The following is a 17,816-nucleotide window of genomic DNA, read 5'->3' as shown; positions in this document are numbered from 1 at the left end:
ATGAAGAAAGATATTTTACCACAAGGTGATAGGATTAGGCAATTTTTAACAAATGGAAGTATTACTTCTTCTAATCTTAATACAATACTTAGAGAAAAAGGTGTTTTCTTGGGGCATTCAGAAAAAAATTCCTCTGTGCCATTATTGATGAAAACATTAATAAGTCCCAGCGAATTTGATGATTTGTGGGAAGTGCAAAAAGTTAAGGACGAAACTGTAAAGTATAGGACAGCTACAATAAAATGCACTACAGATTTAGATTTAATGGATGTTTTTTCGGAAAATATTAATTTAAATAAATTGATAAACGATGCACATCAGTATGACCCAGGTTTTAGTTTAGTTGGAACACCTCATTTTTATTTTGAGGATGATGAGGCAGTTTTTAGTTATCAGATTAAGAAACAAAACCTACTTGAGAACTGGAATGAAAGTGAAAGTTTGCATAATGGCGCAATTTATATTAGTAAGTCTAAAGAGGGCGATATTGAACTTTCAGTAAAGCAAGATTCCACATCTAAAGAAACTATTTTTATAAATAGTATTTTAGGGGGTGAGGTTAAGAAAATTTTAAAAGAAAAAAAGATTATAAAGCCTGATGATGATTTTATTAGAATAAAATTTAATGGCTTCACAAATGAAAATAGAATACAGTTTTTGTATGCATTTACGGCAAAATTCTCTATTTATTTGGATTATGTTTCCATTACTGATATTGATTTGTATTTAGATGAAAATGAAAAAGCTCATGCTGATGTTAAAGATTTTTTAGATGAAATAGACTCTTTAAAGCTAAATGGAAAGGAATTACAAAATCATATTTTGCTTAAAAATAATTTATATCATTCCAAGCTAATTTTTGCTTCTGTTTCTTTAAAGTATAATTTTGACATTGATGGAGTTAAGGGAACATGTATAATTGATATTTCTTTTCCTGACTATATAACAAAGAAGGATGTGAATGCTGAATTGCAGATTTCATACAATTTTAAAATAAATAGAGAGGATAAGAGAAAAGCAACGGAATTACAGCTTAGAAAAAAGGTTTACAAATTTGTCGAAAAAGTAAAGGCAAGCAGTTATGAAAAACATAAAAAGCTAATCCTTAATTAGGTTAGTTTTTTTAAATTTAGAAGTTTATTCCTAGTGAGTTCCAAAGGAAATAAATCTAATGCTATAGAAATACCTCTTTGCAATGCCGATGATATCTGAAAAAGAGTGTTTTAAAGGATATTTTTCTATCTTTGAAAATCAGATTTTTAATTCGCGAGGCTTTGTATTTAGGGCTTTAGAAAAATTAATATTCATTATGGAACAAAAAATACATCAGGGAAGAAACGTAAAACGTTTCAGAGAAATGCTTAATATAAAGCAAGAGGCATTGGCTTATGATTTGGGAGAAGAATGGAATCAAAAGAAGATTTCTATGCTGGAGCAGAAAGATGTAATTGAAGAAAGCTTGCTGAAACAAATCTCGGCTGTATTAAAGATTCCTGTTGAAGCTTTTCAGAATTTTGATGAGGAGCAAGCTATAAATGTTTATTTCTAATACTTTTCACAATGAAGCATTCATCGGTAATTCTGGTGGCACTTATAATGTTAATCCATTACAAGAAATTTTAAAACTTCACGAAGAAAAAATTGCTTTGTATGAGCGCATGCTGAAAGAGAAAGACGAAATGATGCAAAAGCTTGAAAAGCTAATCGATAAATAATTTAGGAATAATTCTAATCACAAAGCCTTTACAGAAATGTAGAGGCTTTTTTGTTTTTTGATATTTTTCAAATGTGAAAATTGAAATTTTTCAGGTTAATATTTAAATTTCCTTTTCTGTAAAATGCATTAACTTTATCCGTCCGAAACAAATTTAATCTTCAGATGGATAGATTAACTCCCGAACAAAGGAGGAAAACTATGCAGGCGATAAAAAGCACTGCTACAAAAGGCGAAGTAAGGCTTGCTAAAGCATTATGGAAATTAGGCCACAGATATCGAAAAAACAATAAAAAGATATTTGGAAGGCCAGATCTTACTTTTGCCAAATATAAAATTGCCATTTTTGTCGATAGTGAATTTTTTCACGGAAAAGATTGGGAAACGGAACAGTTAAGAATTAAAACGAATCGAGAATATTGGATTCCAAAAATTCAAAGAAATATACAGCGAGACGAAGAAGTCAATGCGTTTTTGATTTCTAAAAATTGGACCATTCTTAGGTTTTGGAGCAAGGATATTGAGAAAAATTTAGAAGTTTGTCTCGCTAGAATTGAAGGAACAATAATGCTTTTGAGTATTTAGACCTTTTCTGCTTTTAATTGTTTGGCTTCTATTTTTTCAATGCATTTGAATATTTCTGACGCTAGTCTCTCTATAACCGGCATGCTTACCGAATTTCCTGCTTGCTTGTAAAGGCTAGAATTGGAAATTTTAGGTAATTTATAGCTGTCAGGAAAACCTTGAAAACGAAAACATTCTCTTGGAGTTAATTTTCTAAAACCAAATTCAGTTGTAATAATTGGAACATTATGTCCGCCAGTTCCCATATTGGCAGTTAAAGTAGGGCAGACTTCTTTTTTGTTTTCTCGTACGTAATGTCTCCTGAACTGATAAATTCTGTCTTCTCTAACGACAGATTCTTTCAGCGTGTTGTACATGTATTTGTCTTCGTTGTAATAGAATTTTTTATCGACTTTTTCTTTTGTGATCAAATCGGTTACCTTTTTGGTTAATTCTTCTTTTTCGGGGAAATTAAATTTAAACCCTTTTTTAGCGAAATTCTTATCAAAAGCAATCATGAAAATGCGTTCTCGACTGTGTGGAATATTACCAAAATCTTTGGTGTTCAGTATAGCGCTATCAAAAGTATAATTGCGTTTTTTGATTTCGCGCTGAATCACTTTCATGGTATTTCCTTTGTCGTGTCCTTTAAGATTTTTGACATTTTCTAGAAATACTACTTTAGGTCTCATTTCATCAATAAAATCTAGTATTTTGAAGAAATGATTTCCTCTACTGTCGTTAAAGCCTTTTCTATGGCCAGCAAGAGAAAAAGGCTGGCATGGAAAACCAGCGGTAAGAATGTCAATTTTGTTAAAGCCTTTTACGTCAAGCTGCATTACATCGCCTTCGATAAGAGTATGTTCAAAATTATTTCTGTAAGTGACGCAGGCTTTTTTGTCAAATTCATTTGCCCATTCTAATTTGAATCCGGCATTTTCAAAACCTAAACAAATACCGCCCACGCCTGCATATAAACTTCCGACTGTATATTTGTTTTTCATTTGCTTGACTATAGATGAGATAGAATTGAATTGTACAAATATATTAATTTGAGTATATTTTATTTGCGTGATTAGAAACGAATATAAAATTCTTCTTTGATGTAAATTGAATGTATTAGTTTTATGGGAAAAAGAGAGCTTCTTGAAATCAGGGAATTCTTATAAGCTTGTAGTTCTTGCAAATGGTGGTAAAAAGGAAGGTTGTCTCTTAGAGTGTTTTCTGGAAAGGATTAGCGGAATTTTGGGGTAAAAATGTTAAAATTTATTTTGTCTTTTTCAGTTTAAAAGTTGCTTTTGAGCAAAAAACTTATACTTTTGTTCCAAGATTTTGGAGATAGAAAATGTTTGTGAGAAATTTCTATTGAAGAATATTTGTCAATAATTGTCTAGACTTGCATTTTGCAATAGCTCGAATTTATGAAAAATCTAAAAGCCCCATTTTTAGTAATTGCCTTATTGTTGTTGTTAAACGTTTCTGTGCTCTTTGCAAAAGATAATCCTCTGCCGGTACCAACGCAGAAAGTGCAAACGCAAGATGTAAATCCAGGAGATGCAGATCCAGAAGATTCTGAATGTCCGCCTGGGAGTCCTTGTGGTCCTGAAGATTTTCCAATAGATCAAAATATTAGTTTTCTACTTGCAGGTGCTTTGGCCTTAGGAGGGGTAGTTTTATATAAAAATCAAACAAAAAAAGCTTCAATTTAAATTGAAGCTTTTTTTGTGAAAAATCTAGAATGTTATTTGTTTATTGAATAAAGTCTAGAAATATATTTTCCAACGACATCAAATTCCAAGTTAATTTTTGTTCCAACTTTGAAATCTTTAAAATTTGTGTGTTCGTAAGTGTATGGGATAATTGAAACGCTGAATTCATTCGTTTTAGAATTTACAACCGTAAGGCTAACTCCGTTTACTGTGATTGAGCCTTTTTCTATTGTAATGTTGTTTTGGTTTTTGTCATACTCAAAAGTATAATTCCAGCTTCCGTTTGCTTCTTCAATTTTGATGCAAGTTCCAGTTTGGTCTACGTGACCTTGTACAATATGTCCGTCTAAGCGGTCTCCAAGCCTCATCCCTCTTTCTAAATTTACAATGTCGCCTGTTTTCCAATCGCCAATATTGGTTTTTAGAATGGTTTCGTCTATGGCGGTTACGGTATAAAGAGAATCTTTAATAGCTACTACTGTAAGGCATATTCCGTTGTGCGAAACGCTTTGGTCTATTTTTAATTCGTGGGTTATTGATGCGTCAACTGTTATGTGAAGATTGTTTTGATCTTTTTTGATTTCGTGAACCTTACCGAGTGTTTCTATAATTCCTGTGAACATTGTGGTTTTATTTTACTAAATTTGCACATCAAAATTAGTAATAAATAAACTGAGCTCATGAATAAAAAAGCAGAAAATATAATTGTTGGAATTTCAGTAGGAGATTTAAACGGTATTGGAAGCGAAGTTATACTGAAAACATTCGAAGATTCTCGTATGTTGGAATTGTGTACGCCGGTTATTTTTGCAAATGCTAAAATTCTTTCTTTCGTTAGAAAAAGCTTTACATCGACAATTCAATTTCACGGAGTTGATAAAATAGATCAAATTATTCCAGGGAAGGTAAATGTTTTGAATCTTTGGAGAGAGGGTGTTGATATCAATTTTGGAGTAAATGATCCTAAAATAGGAGAGTATGCCATTAAATCTTTTACAGCAGCAACAAAAGCTTTGAAAGATGGAGAAATTGATGTTCTGGTGACGGCTCCTATTAATAAGTATAACATACAGTCTGAAGATTTTAAATTTCCAGGCCACACCGATTATTTGAATCAGGAATTAGAAGGCGATGCGCTTATGATGATGGTTCAGGATAATTTGCGTGTAGGTTTAATTACAGATCATGTTCCTTTAAATGAAGTTGCTTCTCATTTAACAGAAGAATTGATCACTAAAAAAATAGAAACTATTAGAAAATCTTTAATTCAGGATTTTAGTATAGTGAAACCAAAAATTGCTGTTTTAGGATTGAATCCGCATGCAGGTGACGGTGGTGTAATTGGGAAAGAAGATGATTTGATTTTAAAACCAACATTAAAGAAAATATTTGATTCTGGTACAATGGCTTTTGGTCCATTTCCTGCAGATGGTTTTTTTGGAAGTTCTCAATATGAAAAATATGATGCTATCGTGGCAATGTATCACGATCAAGGATTAATTCCATTTAAGACGCTTTCTTTTGGAAAAGGAGTGAATTACACAGCAGGTTTAAATAAGGTTAGAACCTCTCCAGATCATGGCACAGCCTATGATATAGCAGGAAAAGATATGGCAGATTACAATTCGTTTAAAGAAGCAGTCTATCTTGCGATCGATATTTTTCGCTCGCGTAATCAGTATGAGGAGATTAGCCAAAAACCTCTTAAAATAAAAGAAAAACAGTTATAAACAAAAAAAGGTGAATAAGATTATTAGATTTGTAATAATTTTATATCTTTGCACCCCAATTCAGATATCTAGTTTTAGAATCGAATTGATCAAATTGATGTTGAAATGAGCAAAACAAAAGAATTTTTAATTCCTTTCGTAGGATTAAAACTAGGAAAACACCATTTTGAGTATCAAATAAATAACACGTTCTTTAAGAACTTTGAGTACGATGAGTTTCAAAGTTCAGATATTAAAGTCAATTTACTTTTCGATAAGAAAAGTAATATGTTAGAGTTAGAATTCAAACACAAAGGAACAGTAAATGTGCCTTGTGATCTGACAGGCGAGGATTTTGATTTACCTATAAAAGGGAAAATGAAACTGATTGTTCGCTTTGGAGAAGAATTTAATGATGATAATGAAGAGTTGTTGATTTTACCACATGGTGAACATGAAGTAGATATTGCACAATATATTTATGAAATGATCGCGCTTTCTGTTCCGCAGAAGAGAATCCATCCAGGTGTTAAAGACGGAAGTCTGCAAACAGAAGCTTTAACAAAACTGAATGAGTTAAGTGTAAAAGAACAAAAAGAAGAGAGTAACAAAGAAGAAGATATTGACCCGCGTTGGGAAAAATTAAAGAAACTATTAACGGATAAATAATATAGTAAAATGGCACATCCTAAGAGAAAAACCTCGAAAACAAGAAGAGATAAGAGAAGAACACATTACAAAGCTACTGTAGCTCAAATCGCTACATGTCCTATTACAGGTGAGGCGCATTTATACCACAGAGCTTACTGGCATGAAGGTAAAATGTACTACAGAGGGCAAGTTGTTATCGATAAATCTGAAGCGGTTGCTTAATACGTTTTTGTAAATTATACTAGAACTCTCACATAGTGAGAGTTTTTTTTGTTGGTTATAATTTTCGTTTTTTAGGAAAATATAGACAAATTCGTTACGTTTTTTTTTGTAATTTTCGGGTCTTTTAAAAATTTTTCAAATTATCATTAATTTGAAAGGAAAATAATAGAATATAATGAATACAATCACAGCCGCAATTACCGCTGTTGGAGCTTATGTTCCTGACTTCGTTCTTTCGAACCAAGTATTAGAAACAATGGTTGATACCAATGATGAGTGGATTACCGCTCGAACAGGAATTAAAGAAAGAAGAATTCTTAAAGATGCTGATAAAGGTACATCTTACCTTGCAATACAAGCAGCAAAGGATTTAATTGCAAAAGCAAACATTGATCCGCTTGAGATTGATATGATTATAATGGCAACTGCGACACCAGATATGATGGTGGCTTCTACAGGAGTCTATGTTGCGACAGAAATTGGAGCAACAAATGCATTTTCATACGATTTACAGGCTGCATGTTCAAGTTTCTTGTACGGAATGTCAACGGCTGCTGCATATGTTCAGTCAGGACGTTACAAAAAAGTGCTTTTAATTGGTGCTGATAAAATGTCATCAATTGTAGATTATACAGACAGAGCAACTTGTATTATTTTTGGTGATGGAGCTGGAGCAGTTCTTTTTGAACCAAACTATGAAGGTTTAGGTTTGCAAGATGAATATTTAAGAAGTGATGGTGTAGGTCGCGACTTCCTTAAAATTCCTGCAGGAGGTTCTTTGATCCCGCCTTCAGAAGAAACTATAAAAAATAGACAGCACAATATTATGCAAGACGGTAAAACTGTTTTCAAATATGCTGTAACCAATATGGCTGATGCCAGCGAATTGATTTTACAAAGAAATAATTTGACAAATCAAGATGTTGACTGGTTGGTGCCACACCAAGCTAATAAACGTATTATTGATGCTACGGCTGGAAGATTAGAATTAGACGAATCTAAAGTTCTAGTAAACATTGAGAGATACGGTAATACTACTTCTGGAACTTTGCCATTAGTATTGGCTGACTTTGAAAGTAAACTTAAAAAGGGAGATAACATTATCTTTGCCGCTTTTGGTGGAGGATTCACTTGGGGATCTATCTATTTAAAATGGGCTTACGATAAGAAATAAATTAAAACTAAAAACGAATCATTATGGATTTAAAAGAAATTCAAAACCTAATCAAATTTGTTGCAAATTCGGGCGTTGCAGAAGTGAAGTTAGAAATGGATGATGTAAAAATCACGATCAGAACAACTTTAGAAACAAATGTAACTGAAGCAACTTATGTACAGCAATTACCAGCTCAGGCTGCTTTACCTCAAGCTACAGCTCCACAGGTTACAGCTCCAACAGTTGTAAGTGTAACTCCAGAAGCGCCAGCTGCAAACGATTCTAAATATGTTACTATAAAATCTCCAATCATTGGAACATTCTATAGAAAACCATCTCCAGATAAACCAGTTTTCACAGAAGTTGGAAGCACTGTATCTAAAGGTGATGTTCTTTGCGTAATTGAAGCAATGAAATTATTCAACGAAATCGAATCTGAAGTTTCTGGTAAAATTGTAAAAATTCTAGTTGACGATATGTCTCCAGTAGAATTTGATCAACCTTTATTCTTAGTAGATCCATCATAAATAAATTTAGATTTTAGATTTTAGATTTTAGAATGGTTCGAAAGAAAATTTTTTAACCATCTAAAATTATCTAATTATCAAATTGTCTAATTATCTAATTAAAATAAGATGTTTAAAAAAATATTAATTGCGAATAGAGGAGAAATTGCACTTCGTGTAATTCGTACATGTAAGGAAATGGGAATCAAAACTGTTGCAGTTTACTCTACAGCCGATGCAGAAAGTTTGCATGTTAAATTTGCAGACGAAGCGGTTTGTATAGGTCCTCCTCCGAGTAACTTATCGTATTTGAAAATGTCAAATATTATTGCAGCTGCAGAAATTACAAATGCAGATGCAATTCATCCAGGTTATGGATTTCTTTCTGAGAATGCTAAATTCTCTAAAATCTGTCAAGAGCACGGAATTAAATTTATCGGTGCTGCTCCAGAAATGATCGACCGTATGGGAGATAAAGCTTCTGCAAAAGCTACAATGAAAGCAGCAGGAGTACCATGTGTACCAGGTTCAGATGGATTATTAGAATCTTACGAACATGCACAAAAAGTAGCTGCAGAAATTGGTTACCCAGTTATGATGAAAGCTACTGCTGGTGGTGGTGGAAAAGGAATGCGTGCCATCTGGAAAGAGGAAGAGCTTCAAAAAGCTTGGGAAAGTGCGCGTCAAGAAGCTGCTGCAGCATTTGGAAATGACGGAATGTACATGGAGAAACTTATTGAAGAGCCACGTCATATCGAAATTCAAGTTGTTGGAGATTCTTACGGAAAAGCATGTCACCTTTCTGAGAGAGATTGTTCTGTTCAAAGACGTCACCAAAAACTTACTGAAGAAACACCTTCACCTTTCATGACAGATGAACTTCGTACAAGAATGGGAGAAGCTGCTGTAAAAGCTGCTGAGTTTATTAAATATGAAGGAGCTGGAACTGTAGAGTTTTTGGTTGATAAACACAGAAACTTCTACTTCATGGAAATGAATACTCGTATTCAGGTGGAGCACCCAATCACAGAACAAGTTATCGATTATGATTTGATCCGTGAGCAAATTATGGTTGCTGCTGGAATTCCAATTTCTGGTAAAAACTACCTTCCGCAATTACACGCTATTGAAGTTCGTATTAATGCAGAAGATCCTTATAACGATTTTCGTCCTTCACCAGGAAAGATTACTACGCTTCATATGCCAGGAGGACACGGAGTTCGTTTAGATACTCACGTATACTCAGGATATAGCATTCCACCTAACTACGATTCGATGATTGCTAAGTTAATTACAACAGCGCAATCTCGTGAAGAAGCTATCAGCAAAATGCGAAGAGCTTTGGATGAGTTCGTAATCGAAGGTGTGAAAACTACAATCCCTTTCCACAGACAATTAATGGATGATCCAAAATATATTGCAGGAGATTATACAACTGCATTTATGGATACATTTAAAATGAACAGTCCAGAATAATTATAAAGGCTTCCAAATTTGGAAGCCTTTTTTTTATAAGCCTTTATAAATTCCAATATTCAAATTCCAAATTCCAATATTGGAAATCTAAACTTTAAATTAAGAGCTTAAAACTTCATTGTAAACTTTGGAATTTGGAATTTGATTTATTGAGATTTTTCTAAAGGTTACACTATAAGTGTTTACTTATTACACACCTTTTTTCTCTTTTACACACCTTTTTATTTTTCTCTTTTTTTGCTATATTTGATGTAAAGTGTTTAAATATAGGTTTTTACGGTCTTTGGCATGGCTCTTTTCTTTTACGGCATAATAATTTCATTACTTCAAGCGTAAACAACTATTAATTTAAATATATACGTTATGAAAAATTTATTTTTATCAGCCGCAATTGTTTTAGGAGGTTTAACTTCATTCGCTTCAACTACACAAGTAGCAAACACAATCGTAAAAACGATTTCTATCGAAGACGAATACACTGAAATCAAATTAGAAGAATTACCTGTTGCTGTTACAGACGCTTTGAAAAAAGCTTATCCAGAAGCTGTAATTACTAAAGCATACAAAAACGAAAAAGCACAGTATAAACTTGATGTGACTGTTGGCGATAAAGTGGGAAATCTTTTCGCAAATGCAGACGGAACTTGGATTAAACAATAATATTAAACTTGAGTTCTTGTGAAAATCCGTATCAAGAATACTAAGATCAAATTAACTATATTAAAAAACAACTATCATGAAAAATTTATTTTTATCAGCCGCAATCGTTTTGGGAGGTTTAACATCATTTGCTTCAACTTCTCAAGTATCAAATACAATCGTAAAAACAATCTCTATCCAAGATGATTATACAGAAATTAAATTGGAAGAGCTTCCAACAGCTGTAACAGACGCTTTGAAAAAAGCATATCCAGATGCTGTGCTTTCTAAAGCATTTAAAAACACAAAATCTGAATACAAGCTTGAAGTAACTGTTGGAGATAAAACAGGAAATCTTTTTGCTAACGCAGACGGAACTTGGATTAAAAAATAATGAAGTCTAACCCTTAAACTATAACTATGAAAAAGTTAATCTTATCGGCAGCAATTGTCTTAGGCAGTTTGTCGATGCATGCAGAAACCGCTGCTGTAACTAACCCAATGGTACAGACAGTTAATGATCAGGATGGATATAAAGAAGTAGACGGAGTTCCGGCAGCTGTAAAGAAAGGCTTAGATGAAGCTTATCCTGGTGTAGTGCTTGAAAAAGCATGGGTAAATGATAAAAAGGAGTATAAAATTGAGATAACCGTTCGAGGAGAAAAATCGATCGTTTATACAGATGCTTCTGGTAATATTCTTAAAAAATAATTTAAACCACAAATATTATGAAAAAGTTAGTTTTATCAGCAGCGATTGTTTTAGGAAGTTTTTCAGTAAATGCTGCAGTTCTTCCAGCAATCTCAATTACTCAATCAGTAATTTTTCAAGATGCATTTACAGAAGTAGCCGCAGACCAAATACCGGCAGCGGTGAAGTCTACAGTCGAAAAATCGTTTCCAAATACTAAGCTAGAAAAAGCTTATAAAAACGATAAAAATGAGTATAAACTTGAAATTTCAAGTGGAGACAAGAAGTACACCATTTTTACGGATGCTTCTGGTAACATCATCAAGAAATAATTAAAATCAGCATCATGAAAAAATTAATCTTATCGGCAATAGTGGTTTTAGGAACTATGTCAATTCATGCAAATGTATTGCCTGTTTCGCAAAACACTAATGCAACTGTAACTATTCAAACAGAATATACAGAAGTTACAGCAGATGCTGTGCCTGCAGCTGTAAAAACAGCCTTGCAGACCGCTTATCCAGGAGCAAAACTGGACAAAGCATTTGTAAATGAAAAAAAAGAGTATAAACTCGAAATATCAGTTGGAGACCAAAAGGCTACTGTATACTCAGATGTCAATGGTAACTGGTTGAAGATATAAATTAGGTGAATTTAGATTTATGTTTTTGGTGAAAAAGAGATTGCGTCGTGCAATCTCTTTTTTTTTACATATTTTACATATTTTTATGAAATAACAAGTTTAATAATATTATTTTAGCAAAAAGTCCCTAAAAGCAGATGCCGAAGATATTAGTAATAGAAGATGATATTGCGTTTTGTAAATTATTAGAAAAATTTCTAATTAAAAAAGCGTACGATGTAACGATAGCTTTCTCCGCAGCAGAAGCGCGTGAAGCAGTTAAAAATGAATCTTTTGATTTGATTTTGACAGATCTTCGCTTGCCTGATTCTGATGGTATTGGATTGATGTCTGAATTTAAAAACTCGCATCCTCATATTCCTGTTATTTTAATGACGGGCTACTCTGATGTAAACACTGCTGTTAAAGCCATTAAAAATGGAGCGGCAGATTATATTTCTAAACCGTTTAATCCAGATGAGGTTCTTCTGGTTATCACCAATGCTTTACAGACTCCAAAAGCTAAAGAAGAAGAATCGGAAACTCCAGAAAAAAAGAAAAAAACAGTCAAAAAGCCAGTTGCGACAGAAAACGAATTTGTTAAAGGAATTTCTGTGGCATCCAAAAAACTTTTAGATCATATTCAATTGGTAAGCCCAACGGATATGTCTGTTCTGATTATTGGCGAAAGCGGAACAGGAAAAGAGATCATTGCCAAAAGCATTCACCAGCAGAGCAGAAGAAAAGACAATAATTTTATTGCCGTAGATTGTGGCGCGATTCCGAAAGAATTGGCGGCGAGTGAATTTTTTGGGCATTTAAAAGGATCTTTTACTGGAGCAATCAACGATAAAAAAGGTTATTTTGAAGCCGCTAATGGAGGAACTTTATTTTTGGATGAAATTGGAAACCTTTCGTACGAGAATCAAATACAATTGTTGAGAGCACTTCAGGAAAGAAAAATTAAACCTGTTGGAAGCAATAAAGAAATAAACGTCGATATACGCATTATTACGGCTACCAACGAAGATTTACGCGAGGCAGTAAAAAACGGCGATTTTAGAGAAGATTTATACCATAGAATCAATGAATTTTCTATTCAGTCACCATCTTTAAAAGATCGTGGAGAAGATTTAATGGTTTTTGCTGATTATTTCTTAGAAAAAGCCAATCAGCAGTTGAATAAAGAGGTTATCGGATTTTCTCCAGAAGTAGTTTCTATTTTTCAGAATTACAATTGGCCAGGAAATTTACGAGAATTGCAAAATTGTGTAAAACGAGCTACTCTTTTAACTCGTGGTGAATTTATAGAAAGCGATGTGCTTCCGGCAGAATTCTTTCAGATTCAAAAACAGCAGCCTTCAGCAAACGAAGTTTTTTCATTATCTGAAAATGAAAAAGAAACCATTATTCAGGCGTTATCAAGAACACAGAATAATAAATCTGAAGCGGCAAAACTGCTTAAAATTACGAGAAAGACACTTTATAATAAATTGAAACAATACAATATTGAGTAAAAAAGTACTTTTCTAGAAAGCAGTATTTTAAATTTCTTGCTTCAATTCCTTAAAAAGAATTTTTATTTTTCCTTCTAAATCTGAAAATGTGGTTTTTAGATCAATAGTGTTTAAATCTTCTTTTTCCAGATCTTTTAAAAGTTCACCAATTTCGTTCGACTGAATTTGTTTGAACATGGGGGCAATACGATGTGCAATAGATTTTATTTCGTCATGATTTTGCTCTTTAACAGCAGTTTTTAAAACCTCGATATTTTCTATAGTAGTGTCTATAAAAGATTTTAAAACTTCTTTCAAGGCAGATTCGTCTTGTCCTAAGAAATCTTTTAAAGTTTCTAAAGAATACAATTGAGGATTGCCTTTGCTGACAGTTTCTGTAGATTCGGTTACAAGAACTTCTTCATGATCCAAGATATGCTGAATCGTTTCCAGTAAAATTTTAGGAGAATAAGGTTTTTTTATAACCGTAGTAAAACCAGCATTTTTATATGCCGAAAGATCCAAATCTGTTCTTCCAGTAAGTGCAATTACAGGCTGATTTTTAAAGATAGTTTCTGGAAGTTCACGAAGTTTTTCTAAAAACAGAAAACCGTCAATTTCTGGCATTTGGATATCAGTAATCACAAAATCGAAAGGTGTACTTTTGATTGTTTCTAAAGCTTTCGTTGGATTTGTAAACGAAAATACCTGATGCTGTTCCTGTTTTAAAACACCACTTGTTAGATTCAAAAGATTGATGTCATCATCAACAACAATAAAAGTTTGTTTTTTAGTGTTTTTTGATGGTCTGCCTTTGATTCCGTTTAAAGGCATATTTCCTTGGCTACTATCAAATAATAATGGCAGCTGAATAATAAAGGTGCTTCCTTTTCCAAAAATACTTTCTAAGCTTAAACTTCCGCCCAAAATAGAAATAATCTTCTGGCAGATTGATAATCCCAAGCCGGTTCCGCCGTATTTCTTTTCTATGCCTTCATTTGCCTGCGCAAATTCTTCGAAAACCAATTTCTGATTCGCTTTTTCAATTCCAATTCCTGTATCTTGAATCGAAATGGTAAAAAATTGGTCGTCATTCGCGTAAGCGGCAATTCGAATATGACCTTCTTCGGTAAATTTATAAGCGTTTCCAATAATGTTGGTTAGGATTTGCTTTAAGCGAAAAGGATCTCCAACAATACGTTGCTGAAATTGGTCATCCACATTTATAATAAGATCAATGTCTTTTTGTTTGTAAACCGTTTGAATATTTCGGGCAACGTCTTCAATGATTTCGGGTAATGAAAATGGAACTTTTTCTATAGAAATTTTTCCGGCTTCGATCTGCGAAAAATCTAATAAATCTTGAACAAGCTGCGTAATATATTCAGAAGAATTTTTAATGTTTTTGACAAAATACGATTGCTTGGTATTAACGTCTGAATTGCCCAAAAGTTCAGAATAACCCACAATAGTGCTCAAAGGTGTTTTCAAATCGTGACTTACGGTTGAAATTAATTGTTCTCGGCTTTTGAGCAGATTTTTGGTTTTGAAATTGGCAATTTCCAGCTGTTTCTTGTACAACTGAGATTTTGAATAATCGCTGACAATTAGAATGGAGAAAAAGACCGTCAGCAATAAACCAATAACAGCAGAAGCCGTCACAATTTCATTGACTCTTTTTAGTGATTTTTCTTTTAATGAATTGTTTTTTATCGAATTGATGATAATTTCTCTTTCAATAATTCGAAGTATTTTTCTAAGCTGATCCGAAATCGCAATTTCATTTTGAAGTAGTTTGTTTTCTTCAAAATTCAAAGACTCTTTTTTCTTTTCAGCTTTTATTTTTACAGAACTCAAAAGCTTTTTAGAGTTGGCCAAAATAGAATCAGAAGCTTTTTTGCTTAGCGTATTGGTGCTGTCATCAGGAATATTCGAATTTAAATAATCAACATAACGCTGCAGAACACTTCGCTGATAACTTCCTAACTGATTTGGATTTTTGGTAAAATCCTGAAGTTCAAGTTTTCTAAGATTAAACTCCATTTTAGTGATTTCGTCAATCGCATTATTTACCGAAGTTTCGTCATCAGCTTTGTTTTTTATTTCTCGCAACTGCTTGATGTTTTCTGTCTTTTCGGCTAAGAAATAGGTAACACTATCCAAAAGTTTTTTTTGGTATTCTGTAGTAACGATTTGTTTTAAAGTGTCAATTCTTTTGCGAAGCGAATCGGTTTCAATTAAATAGTTTTTGAAATCTTTCTCCGAATTATTCTGAATCGTTTGTCTAGCTAAACTCTCAGTTTTATATACATTCGAATACAATCTGCTGACTCTAAGAATTTTGATTTTTTCTAAAGCAATCTTATCTTCCAGTTTGTTGTAAACTACATTTTCAGAATACAGAAACCATCCAACTGTAACAACCAAAGCCAATAATGCAACGTAGCTGAATAAAACTTTGATTGCGGTGTAACTTCTTTTGGTCTCCATATTTTGCTGAAAGATTTGAGGGAATTGGGGATTATTAAAACATCGCAATTTATCTAAAAAAATCTGTTTTACGAAGAGTAAAACTGTCCAATATGTTACATAATTGTAAGGTCTACAAAGAAAAACAGCCGTAGATTATGTAAATCTACGGCTGTGAATATTATTTTTTATTTGTTACAAAGTCTCATCTAACCATTTGAAGAATTCACCTTGCCAAACTTGAGCGTTCTGTGGTTTTAAAACCCAGTGATTTTCGTCTGGGAAATACACAAAACGGCTTTTGATTCCTCTTAACTGAGCTGCTTGGAAAGCTTCTTGTCCTTGTCCGATTGGCACACGGTAATCTTTTCCTCCTTGGAAAATTAAAATTGGTTTATTCCAGTTTTGTACCAAAGTTGCAGGGTTGAAAGTAGTATATGCTTTTTGCGCTACTGCATTATCTTTTTCCCAATAAGGTCCACCGAAATCCCAGTTATTAAAGAAAACCTCTTCAGTAGTTCCTAACATAGAAACGGTGTTGAAAACTCCATCATGAGCAATAAAAGTTTTAAAACGGTTTTTGTGGATTCCTGCTAAATAAAATACAGAATATCCTCCGTAACTAGCACCAACACATCCTAAACGGCTTTTGTCAACATAGCTTTCTTTTGCCACATCATCAATTGCAGAAAGGTAATCGTCCATAACTTGTCCGCCCCAATCTTTACTGATTTGCTCATTCCATTCAACACCATGTCCAGGCATTCCACGACGGTTTGGTGCAACAACTACATAACCTTTTGCCGCCATCAAAGAGAAATTCCAACGGAAAGAATATGATTGTGTCAATGCACTTTGAGGTCCGCCTTGGCAAAATAGCAAAGTTGGATATTTTTTAGAAGCATCAAAATTTGGAGGTAAGATTACCCAAACCAACATTTTTTTACCGTCAGTTGTAGTAACATAACGTTTTTCTGTTTTGCTTAAAGCTAAAGTTTTGTACGTTTCTGTATTTACATTTGAAAGTTGTTTCCAGCTGTTTTTCTTCAAATTAAAAGAATAAATTTCTGGAGCATGATTCATATCGTTTCTAGTTACGATAATATCGTCGCCAGCAAAACCTACTAAATCATTTACATCAAAATCTCCGTTTGTCAACTGACGAACGTTGATTGCAATTTTAGTCAAACCTGGAAAATTAACAGAGAAAATTTGTTTTGTTCCATCAACTGGAGCAACAAAAAACACTGTTCTACCGTCTTTGCTCCAGATAAAATTATCTACAGTTCCGTCCCAGTTTGCTGTTAAGTTTGTTTTGATTCCTTTAAACTCAACAATAAGGTCATTTTTATCAGCTTCATAACCGTCACGTTTCATTTGCAACCAAGTTAAATTTCCTGTCGGAGAAAATTGCGGCGCTGTATCGTAACCTAAATTACCTTCAGTTCTATTAGTTGTTTTTTGAGTTTCTAAATTGTACTCATAAATATCTGTGTTGGTAGAAATTGCATAAGCGGTTCCTGCTTTTTTCTTGCACACATAAAGAATGCTTTTGCTATCTGGAGACCAGATATAATCTTCGTCACCGCCAAAAGGTTTTTGCGGAGAATCGAAAGTTTCACCTTTCATGATGTCTGTTCCTTGCGCTCCGTCTTTGTTTTCTTTATAAAAAACATGATTAAATTTTCCTTCGTTCCAAGTATCCCAGTGACGGTAATCTAAACCATCATAAATTTGAGCATCAGATTTTGTTAGACTCGGGTAGAAATCTTTACCTAAAACTTTATCAATTTTTACTTCTTCATTGTAAACGATAAATTTTCCGTCTGGCGAAATATTTTTATCAGCCAAAATTTCTTTAGTGTCTTTAATTTCGGTTGCAGTTCCTCCGTTTACAGGAATTGTGTAGATTTTAGAAGTCGATTTGTTATCGGCGACAGAAGGCGTTGAAACTTTAAAAACGACATTTTTCGCATCTTTAGAAATGCCAAGAGGTGTCACTCTTCCTAATTTCCATAACAATTCTGGGGACATTACATTCTGTCCGATAGCATTTAAACTCATCATTATTAAGGTTGTTAATACTACTTTTTTCATAATCAAATTATTCTATTTTTTGTGATGCTAAAAATACAACATTTAAAATCCAAGTTGTTAAATTCTAAATCCCAAAATTTGTTAAAATTCTGTGAT

At 33.3% G+C, this 17,816-nt stretch carries 19 protein-coding genes and 1 pseudogene; 16 read left to right on the top strand and 4 right to left on the bottom strand.

Annotated elements, in window-relative coordinates; translation table 11 throughout:
• The 3 genes and pseudogenes from gapS4b to DM397_RS10380 all read left to right on the top strand — a co-directional run bounded on the left by gapS4b (nucleotide 1) and on the right by DM397_RS10380 (nucleotide 2,299).
• A complete protein-coding gene (gapS4b, locus tag DM397_RS10390) occupies nucleotides 1-1,113 on the top strand; it encodes a GapS4b family protein (RefSeq protein ID WP_111377471.1) in 1,113 nt (370 codons plus the stop codon).
• 196 nt (nucleotides 1,114-1,309) lie between these two features.
• Nucleotides 1,310-1,715 (top strand): annotated as a pseudogene (locus DM397_RS10385) (helix-turn-helix domain-containing protein).
• A 164-nt stretch (nucleotides 1,716-1,879) separates the two neighbouring features.
• Nucleotides 1,880-2,299, top strand: a complete 420-nt coding sequence (locus DM397_RS10380; protein ID WP_111377470.1) for a very short patch repair endonuclease — start codon at nucleotides 1,880-1,882, stop codon at nucleotides 2,297-2,299.
• On the opposite strand, the gene DM397_RS10375 is transcribed toward DM397_RS10380, so the two are convergent.
• Nucleotides 2,296-3,282 carry a DNA cytosine methyltransferase gene (locus DM397_RS10375; protein WP_111377469.1) on the bottom strand — a complete coding sequence of 329 codons (987 nt, stop codon included), beginning with the start codon at nucleotides 3,280-3,282 and terminating at the stop codon, nucleotides 2,296-2,298. The two genes, DM397_RS10380 and DM397_RS10375, sit on opposite strands and share 4 nt — an antisense overlap.
• 417 nt (nucleotides 3,283-3,699) lie before the next feature.
• Between DM397_RS10375 and DM397_RS10370 the strand changes: the two genes are divergently transcribed.
• On the top strand, nucleotides 3,700-3,987 hold the full coding sequence (locus tag DM397_RS10370) for a hypothetical protein (RefSeq protein ID WP_111377468.1): 288 nt from the start codon (nucleotides 3,700-3,702) through the stop codon (nucleotides 3,985-3,987).
• Nucleotides 3,988-4,019: 32 nt separating this feature from the next.
• On the opposite strand, the gene DM397_RS10365 is transcribed toward DM397_RS10370, so the two are convergent.
• Complete coding sequence (locus DM397_RS10365; protein WP_111377467.1) at nucleotides 4,020-4,610, bottom strand: riboflavin synthase; 591 nt, start codon at nucleotides 4,608-4,610, stop codon at nucleotides 4,020-4,022.
• A gap of 57 nt (nucleotides 4,611-4,667) precedes the next feature.
• Here DM397_RS10365 and pdxA point away from each other — a divergent pair, with 57 nt between their 5' ends.
• From pdxA to DM397_RS10305, 12 genes are all read left to right on the top strand, one after another.
• Complete coding sequence (gene pdxA / locus DM397_RS10360; protein WP_111377466.1) at nucleotides 4,668-5,717, top strand: 4-hydroxythreonine-4-phosphate dehydrogenase PdxA; 1,050 nt, start codon at nucleotides 4,668-4,670, stop codon at nucleotides 5,715-5,717.
• A 105-nt stretch (nucleotides 5,718-5,822) separates the two neighbouring features.
• A complete protein-coding gene (locus DM397_RS10355; RefSeq protein ID WP_111377465.1) occupies nucleotides 5,823-6,365 on the top strand; it encodes a YceD family protein in 543 nt (180 codons plus the stop codon).
• Nucleotides 6,366-6,374: 9 nt separating this feature from the next.
• Nucleotides 6,375-6,569, top strand: a complete 195-nt coding sequence (rpmF, locus tag DM397_RS10350; protein ID WP_008465217.1) for a 50S ribosomal protein L32 — start codon at nucleotides 6,375-6,377, stop codon at nucleotides 6,567-6,569.
• 175 nt (nucleotides 6,570-6,744) lie between these two features.
• On the top strand, nucleotides 6,745-7,743 hold the full coding sequence (locus DM397_RS10345; RefSeq protein WP_111377464.1) for a beta-ketoacyl-ACP synthase III: 999 nt from the start codon (nucleotides 6,745-6,747) through the stop codon (nucleotides 7,741-7,743).
• 23 nt (nucleotides 7,744-7,766) lie between these two features.
• Entirely contained in the window at nucleotides 7,767-8,252 is a 486-nt protein-coding gene (gene accB, locus DM397_RS10340; protein ID WP_111377463.1) for an acetyl-CoA carboxylase biotin carboxyl carrier protein, read from the top strand.
• Between the two features lie 108 nt (nucleotides 8,253-8,360).
• Nucleotides 8,361-9,707: an acetyl-CoA carboxylase biotin carboxylase subunit gene (gene accC / locus DM397_RS10335; RefSeq protein ID WP_111377462.1), complete on the top strand. Its 1,347-nt coding sequence runs from the start codon at nucleotides 8,361-8,363 to the stop codon at nucleotides 9,705-9,707.
• Nucleotides 9,708-10,070: 363 nt separating this feature from the next.
• Nucleotides 10,071-10,367 (top strand): RNA-dependent RNA polymerase family protein, encoded by a 297-nt coding sequence (locus DM397_RS10330; RefSeq protein WP_111377461.1) that lies wholly within the window; start codon nucleotides 10,071-10,073, stop codon nucleotides 10,365-10,367.
• A gap of 76 nt (nucleotides 10,368-10,443) precedes the next feature.
• The gene (locus DM397_RS10325) at nucleotides 10,444-10,740 is read left to right on the top strand and encodes a hypothetical protein (RefSeq protein WP_111377460.1); all 297 of its coding nucleotides are present in this window, start codon (nucleotides 10,444-10,446) and stop codon (nucleotides 10,738-10,740) included.
• Nucleotides 10,741-10,766: 26 nt separating this feature from the next.
• Entirely contained in the window at nucleotides 10,767-11,057 is a 291-nt protein-coding gene (locus tag DM397_RS10320) for a hypothetical protein (RefSeq protein WP_111377459.1), read from the top strand.
• Between the two features lie 17 nt (nucleotides 11,058-11,074).
• Complete coding sequence (locus tag DM397_RS10315; protein WP_111377458.1) at nucleotides 11,075-11,368, top strand: PepSY-like domain-containing protein; 294 nt, start codon at nucleotides 11,075-11,077, stop codon at nucleotides 11,366-11,368.
• A 14-nt stretch (nucleotides 11,369-11,382) separates the two neighbouring features.
• On the top strand, nucleotides 11,383-11,679 hold the full coding sequence (locus tag DM397_RS10310; RefSeq protein WP_111377457.1) for a hypothetical protein: 297 nt from the start codon (nucleotides 11,383-11,385) through the stop codon (nucleotides 11,677-11,679).
• A 137-nt stretch (nucleotides 11,680-11,816) separates the two neighbouring features.
• Entirely contained in the window at nucleotides 11,817-13,175 is a 1,359-nt protein-coding gene (locus tag DM397_RS10305; protein ID WP_111377456.1) for a sigma-54-dependent transcriptional regulator, read from the top strand.
• Nucleotides 13,176-13,202: 27 nt separating this feature from the next.
• On the opposite strand, the gene DM397_RS10300 is transcribed toward DM397_RS10305, so the two are convergent.
• The gene (locus tag DM397_RS10300) at nucleotides 13,203-15,644 is read right to left on the bottom strand and encodes a hybrid sensor histidine kinase/response regulator (RefSeq protein WP_111377455.1); all 2,442 of its coding nucleotides are present in this window, start codon (nucleotides 15,642-15,644) and stop codon (nucleotides 13,203-13,205) included.
• Nucleotides 15,645-15,818: 174 nt separating this feature from the next.
• Nucleotides 15,819-17,720 (bottom strand): S9 family peptidase, encoded by a 1,902-nt coding sequence (locus tag DM397_RS10295; RefSeq protein ID WP_111377454.1) that lies wholly within the window; start codon nucleotides 17,718-17,720, stop codon nucleotides 15,819-15,821.
• Nucleotides 17,721-17,816 lie beyond the last annotated feature (96 nt).

Origin of the sequence: Flavobacterium nitrogenifigens (genome assembly GCF_003254565.1) — a bacterium.
GTDB classification, from domain to species: domain Bacteria; phylum Bacteroidota; class Bacteroidia; order Flavobacteriales; family Flavobacteriaceae; genus Flavobacterium; species Flavobacterium nitrogenifigens.
Note: the sequence above shows the minus strand (reverse complement) of the source record. Positions and strands in the feature narration are given on the sequence as shown.

Excerpts from the sequence above, each read along its gene's own strand:
- gapS4b (WP_111377471.1), top strand. The coding sequence starts at position 1 with ATGAAGAAAGATATTTTACCACAAGGTGATAGGATTAGGCAATTTTTA.
- DM397_RS10380 (WP_111377470.1), top strand. The coding sequence starts at position 1,880 with ATGGATAGATTAACTCCCGAACAAAGGAGGAAAACTATGCAGGCGATA.
- DM397_RS10375 (WP_111377469.1), bottom strand. The coding sequence starts at position 3,282 with ATGAAAAACAAATATACAGTCGGAAGTTTATATGCAGGCGTGGGCGGT.
- DM397_RS10370 (WP_111377468.1), top strand. The coding sequence starts at position 3,700 with ATGAAAAATCTAAAAGCCCCATTTTTAGTAATTGCCTTATTGTTGTTG.
- DM397_RS10365 (WP_111377467.1), bottom strand. The coding sequence starts at position 4,610 with ATGTTCACAGGAATTATAGAAACACTCGGTAAGGTTCACGAAATCAAA.
- pdxA (WP_111377466.1), top strand. The coding sequence starts at position 4,668 with ATGAATAAAAAAGCAGAAAATATAATTGTTGGAATTTCAGTAGGAGAT.
- DM397_RS10355 (WP_111377465.1), top strand. The coding sequence starts at position 5,823 with ATGAGCAAAACAAAAGAATTTTTAATTCCTTTCGTAGGATTAAAACTA.
- rpmF (WP_008465217.1), top strand. The coding sequence starts at position 6,375 with ATGGCACATCCTAAGAGAAAAACCTCGAAAACAAGAAGAGATAAGAGA.
- DM397_RS10345 (WP_111377464.1), top strand. The coding sequence starts at position 6,745 with ATGAATACAATCACAGCCGCAATTACCGCTGTTGGAGCTTATGTTCCT.
- accB (WP_111377463.1), top strand. The coding sequence starts at position 7,767 with ATGGATTTAAAAGAAATTCAAAACCTAATCAAATTTGTTGCAAATTCG.
- accC (WP_111377462.1), top strand. The coding sequence starts at position 8,361 with ATGTTTAAAAAAATATTAATTGCGAATAGAGGAGAAATTGCACTTCGT.
- DM397_RS10330 (WP_111377461.1), top strand. The coding sequence starts at position 10,071 with ATGAAAAATTTATTTTTATCAGCCGCAATTGTTTTAGGAGGTTTAACT.
- DM397_RS10325 (WP_111377460.1), top strand. The coding sequence starts at position 10,444 with ATGAAAAATTTATTTTTATCAGCCGCAATCGTTTTGGGAGGTTTAACA.
- DM397_RS10320 (WP_111377459.1), top strand. The coding sequence starts at position 10,767 with ATGAAAAAGTTAATCTTATCGGCAGCAATTGTCTTAGGCAGTTTGTCG.
- DM397_RS10315 (WP_111377458.1), top strand. The coding sequence starts at position 11,075 with ATGAAAAAGTTAGTTTTATCAGCAGCGATTGTTTTAGGAAGTTTTTCA.
- DM397_RS10310 (WP_111377457.1), top strand. The coding sequence starts at position 11,383 with ATGAAAAAATTAATCTTATCGGCAATAGTGGTTTTAGGAACTATGTCA.
- DM397_RS10305 (WP_111377456.1), top strand. The coding sequence starts at position 11,817 with ATGCCGAAGATATTAGTAATAGAAGATGATATTGCGTTTTGTAAATTA.
- DM397_RS10300 (WP_111377455.1), bottom strand. The coding sequence starts at position 15,644 with ATGGAGACCAAAAGAAGTTACACCGCAATCAAAGTTTTATTCAGCTAC.
- DM397_RS10295 (WP_111377454.1), bottom strand. The coding sequence starts at position 17,720 with ATGAAAAAAGTAGTATTAACAACCTTAATAATGATGAGTTTAAATGCT.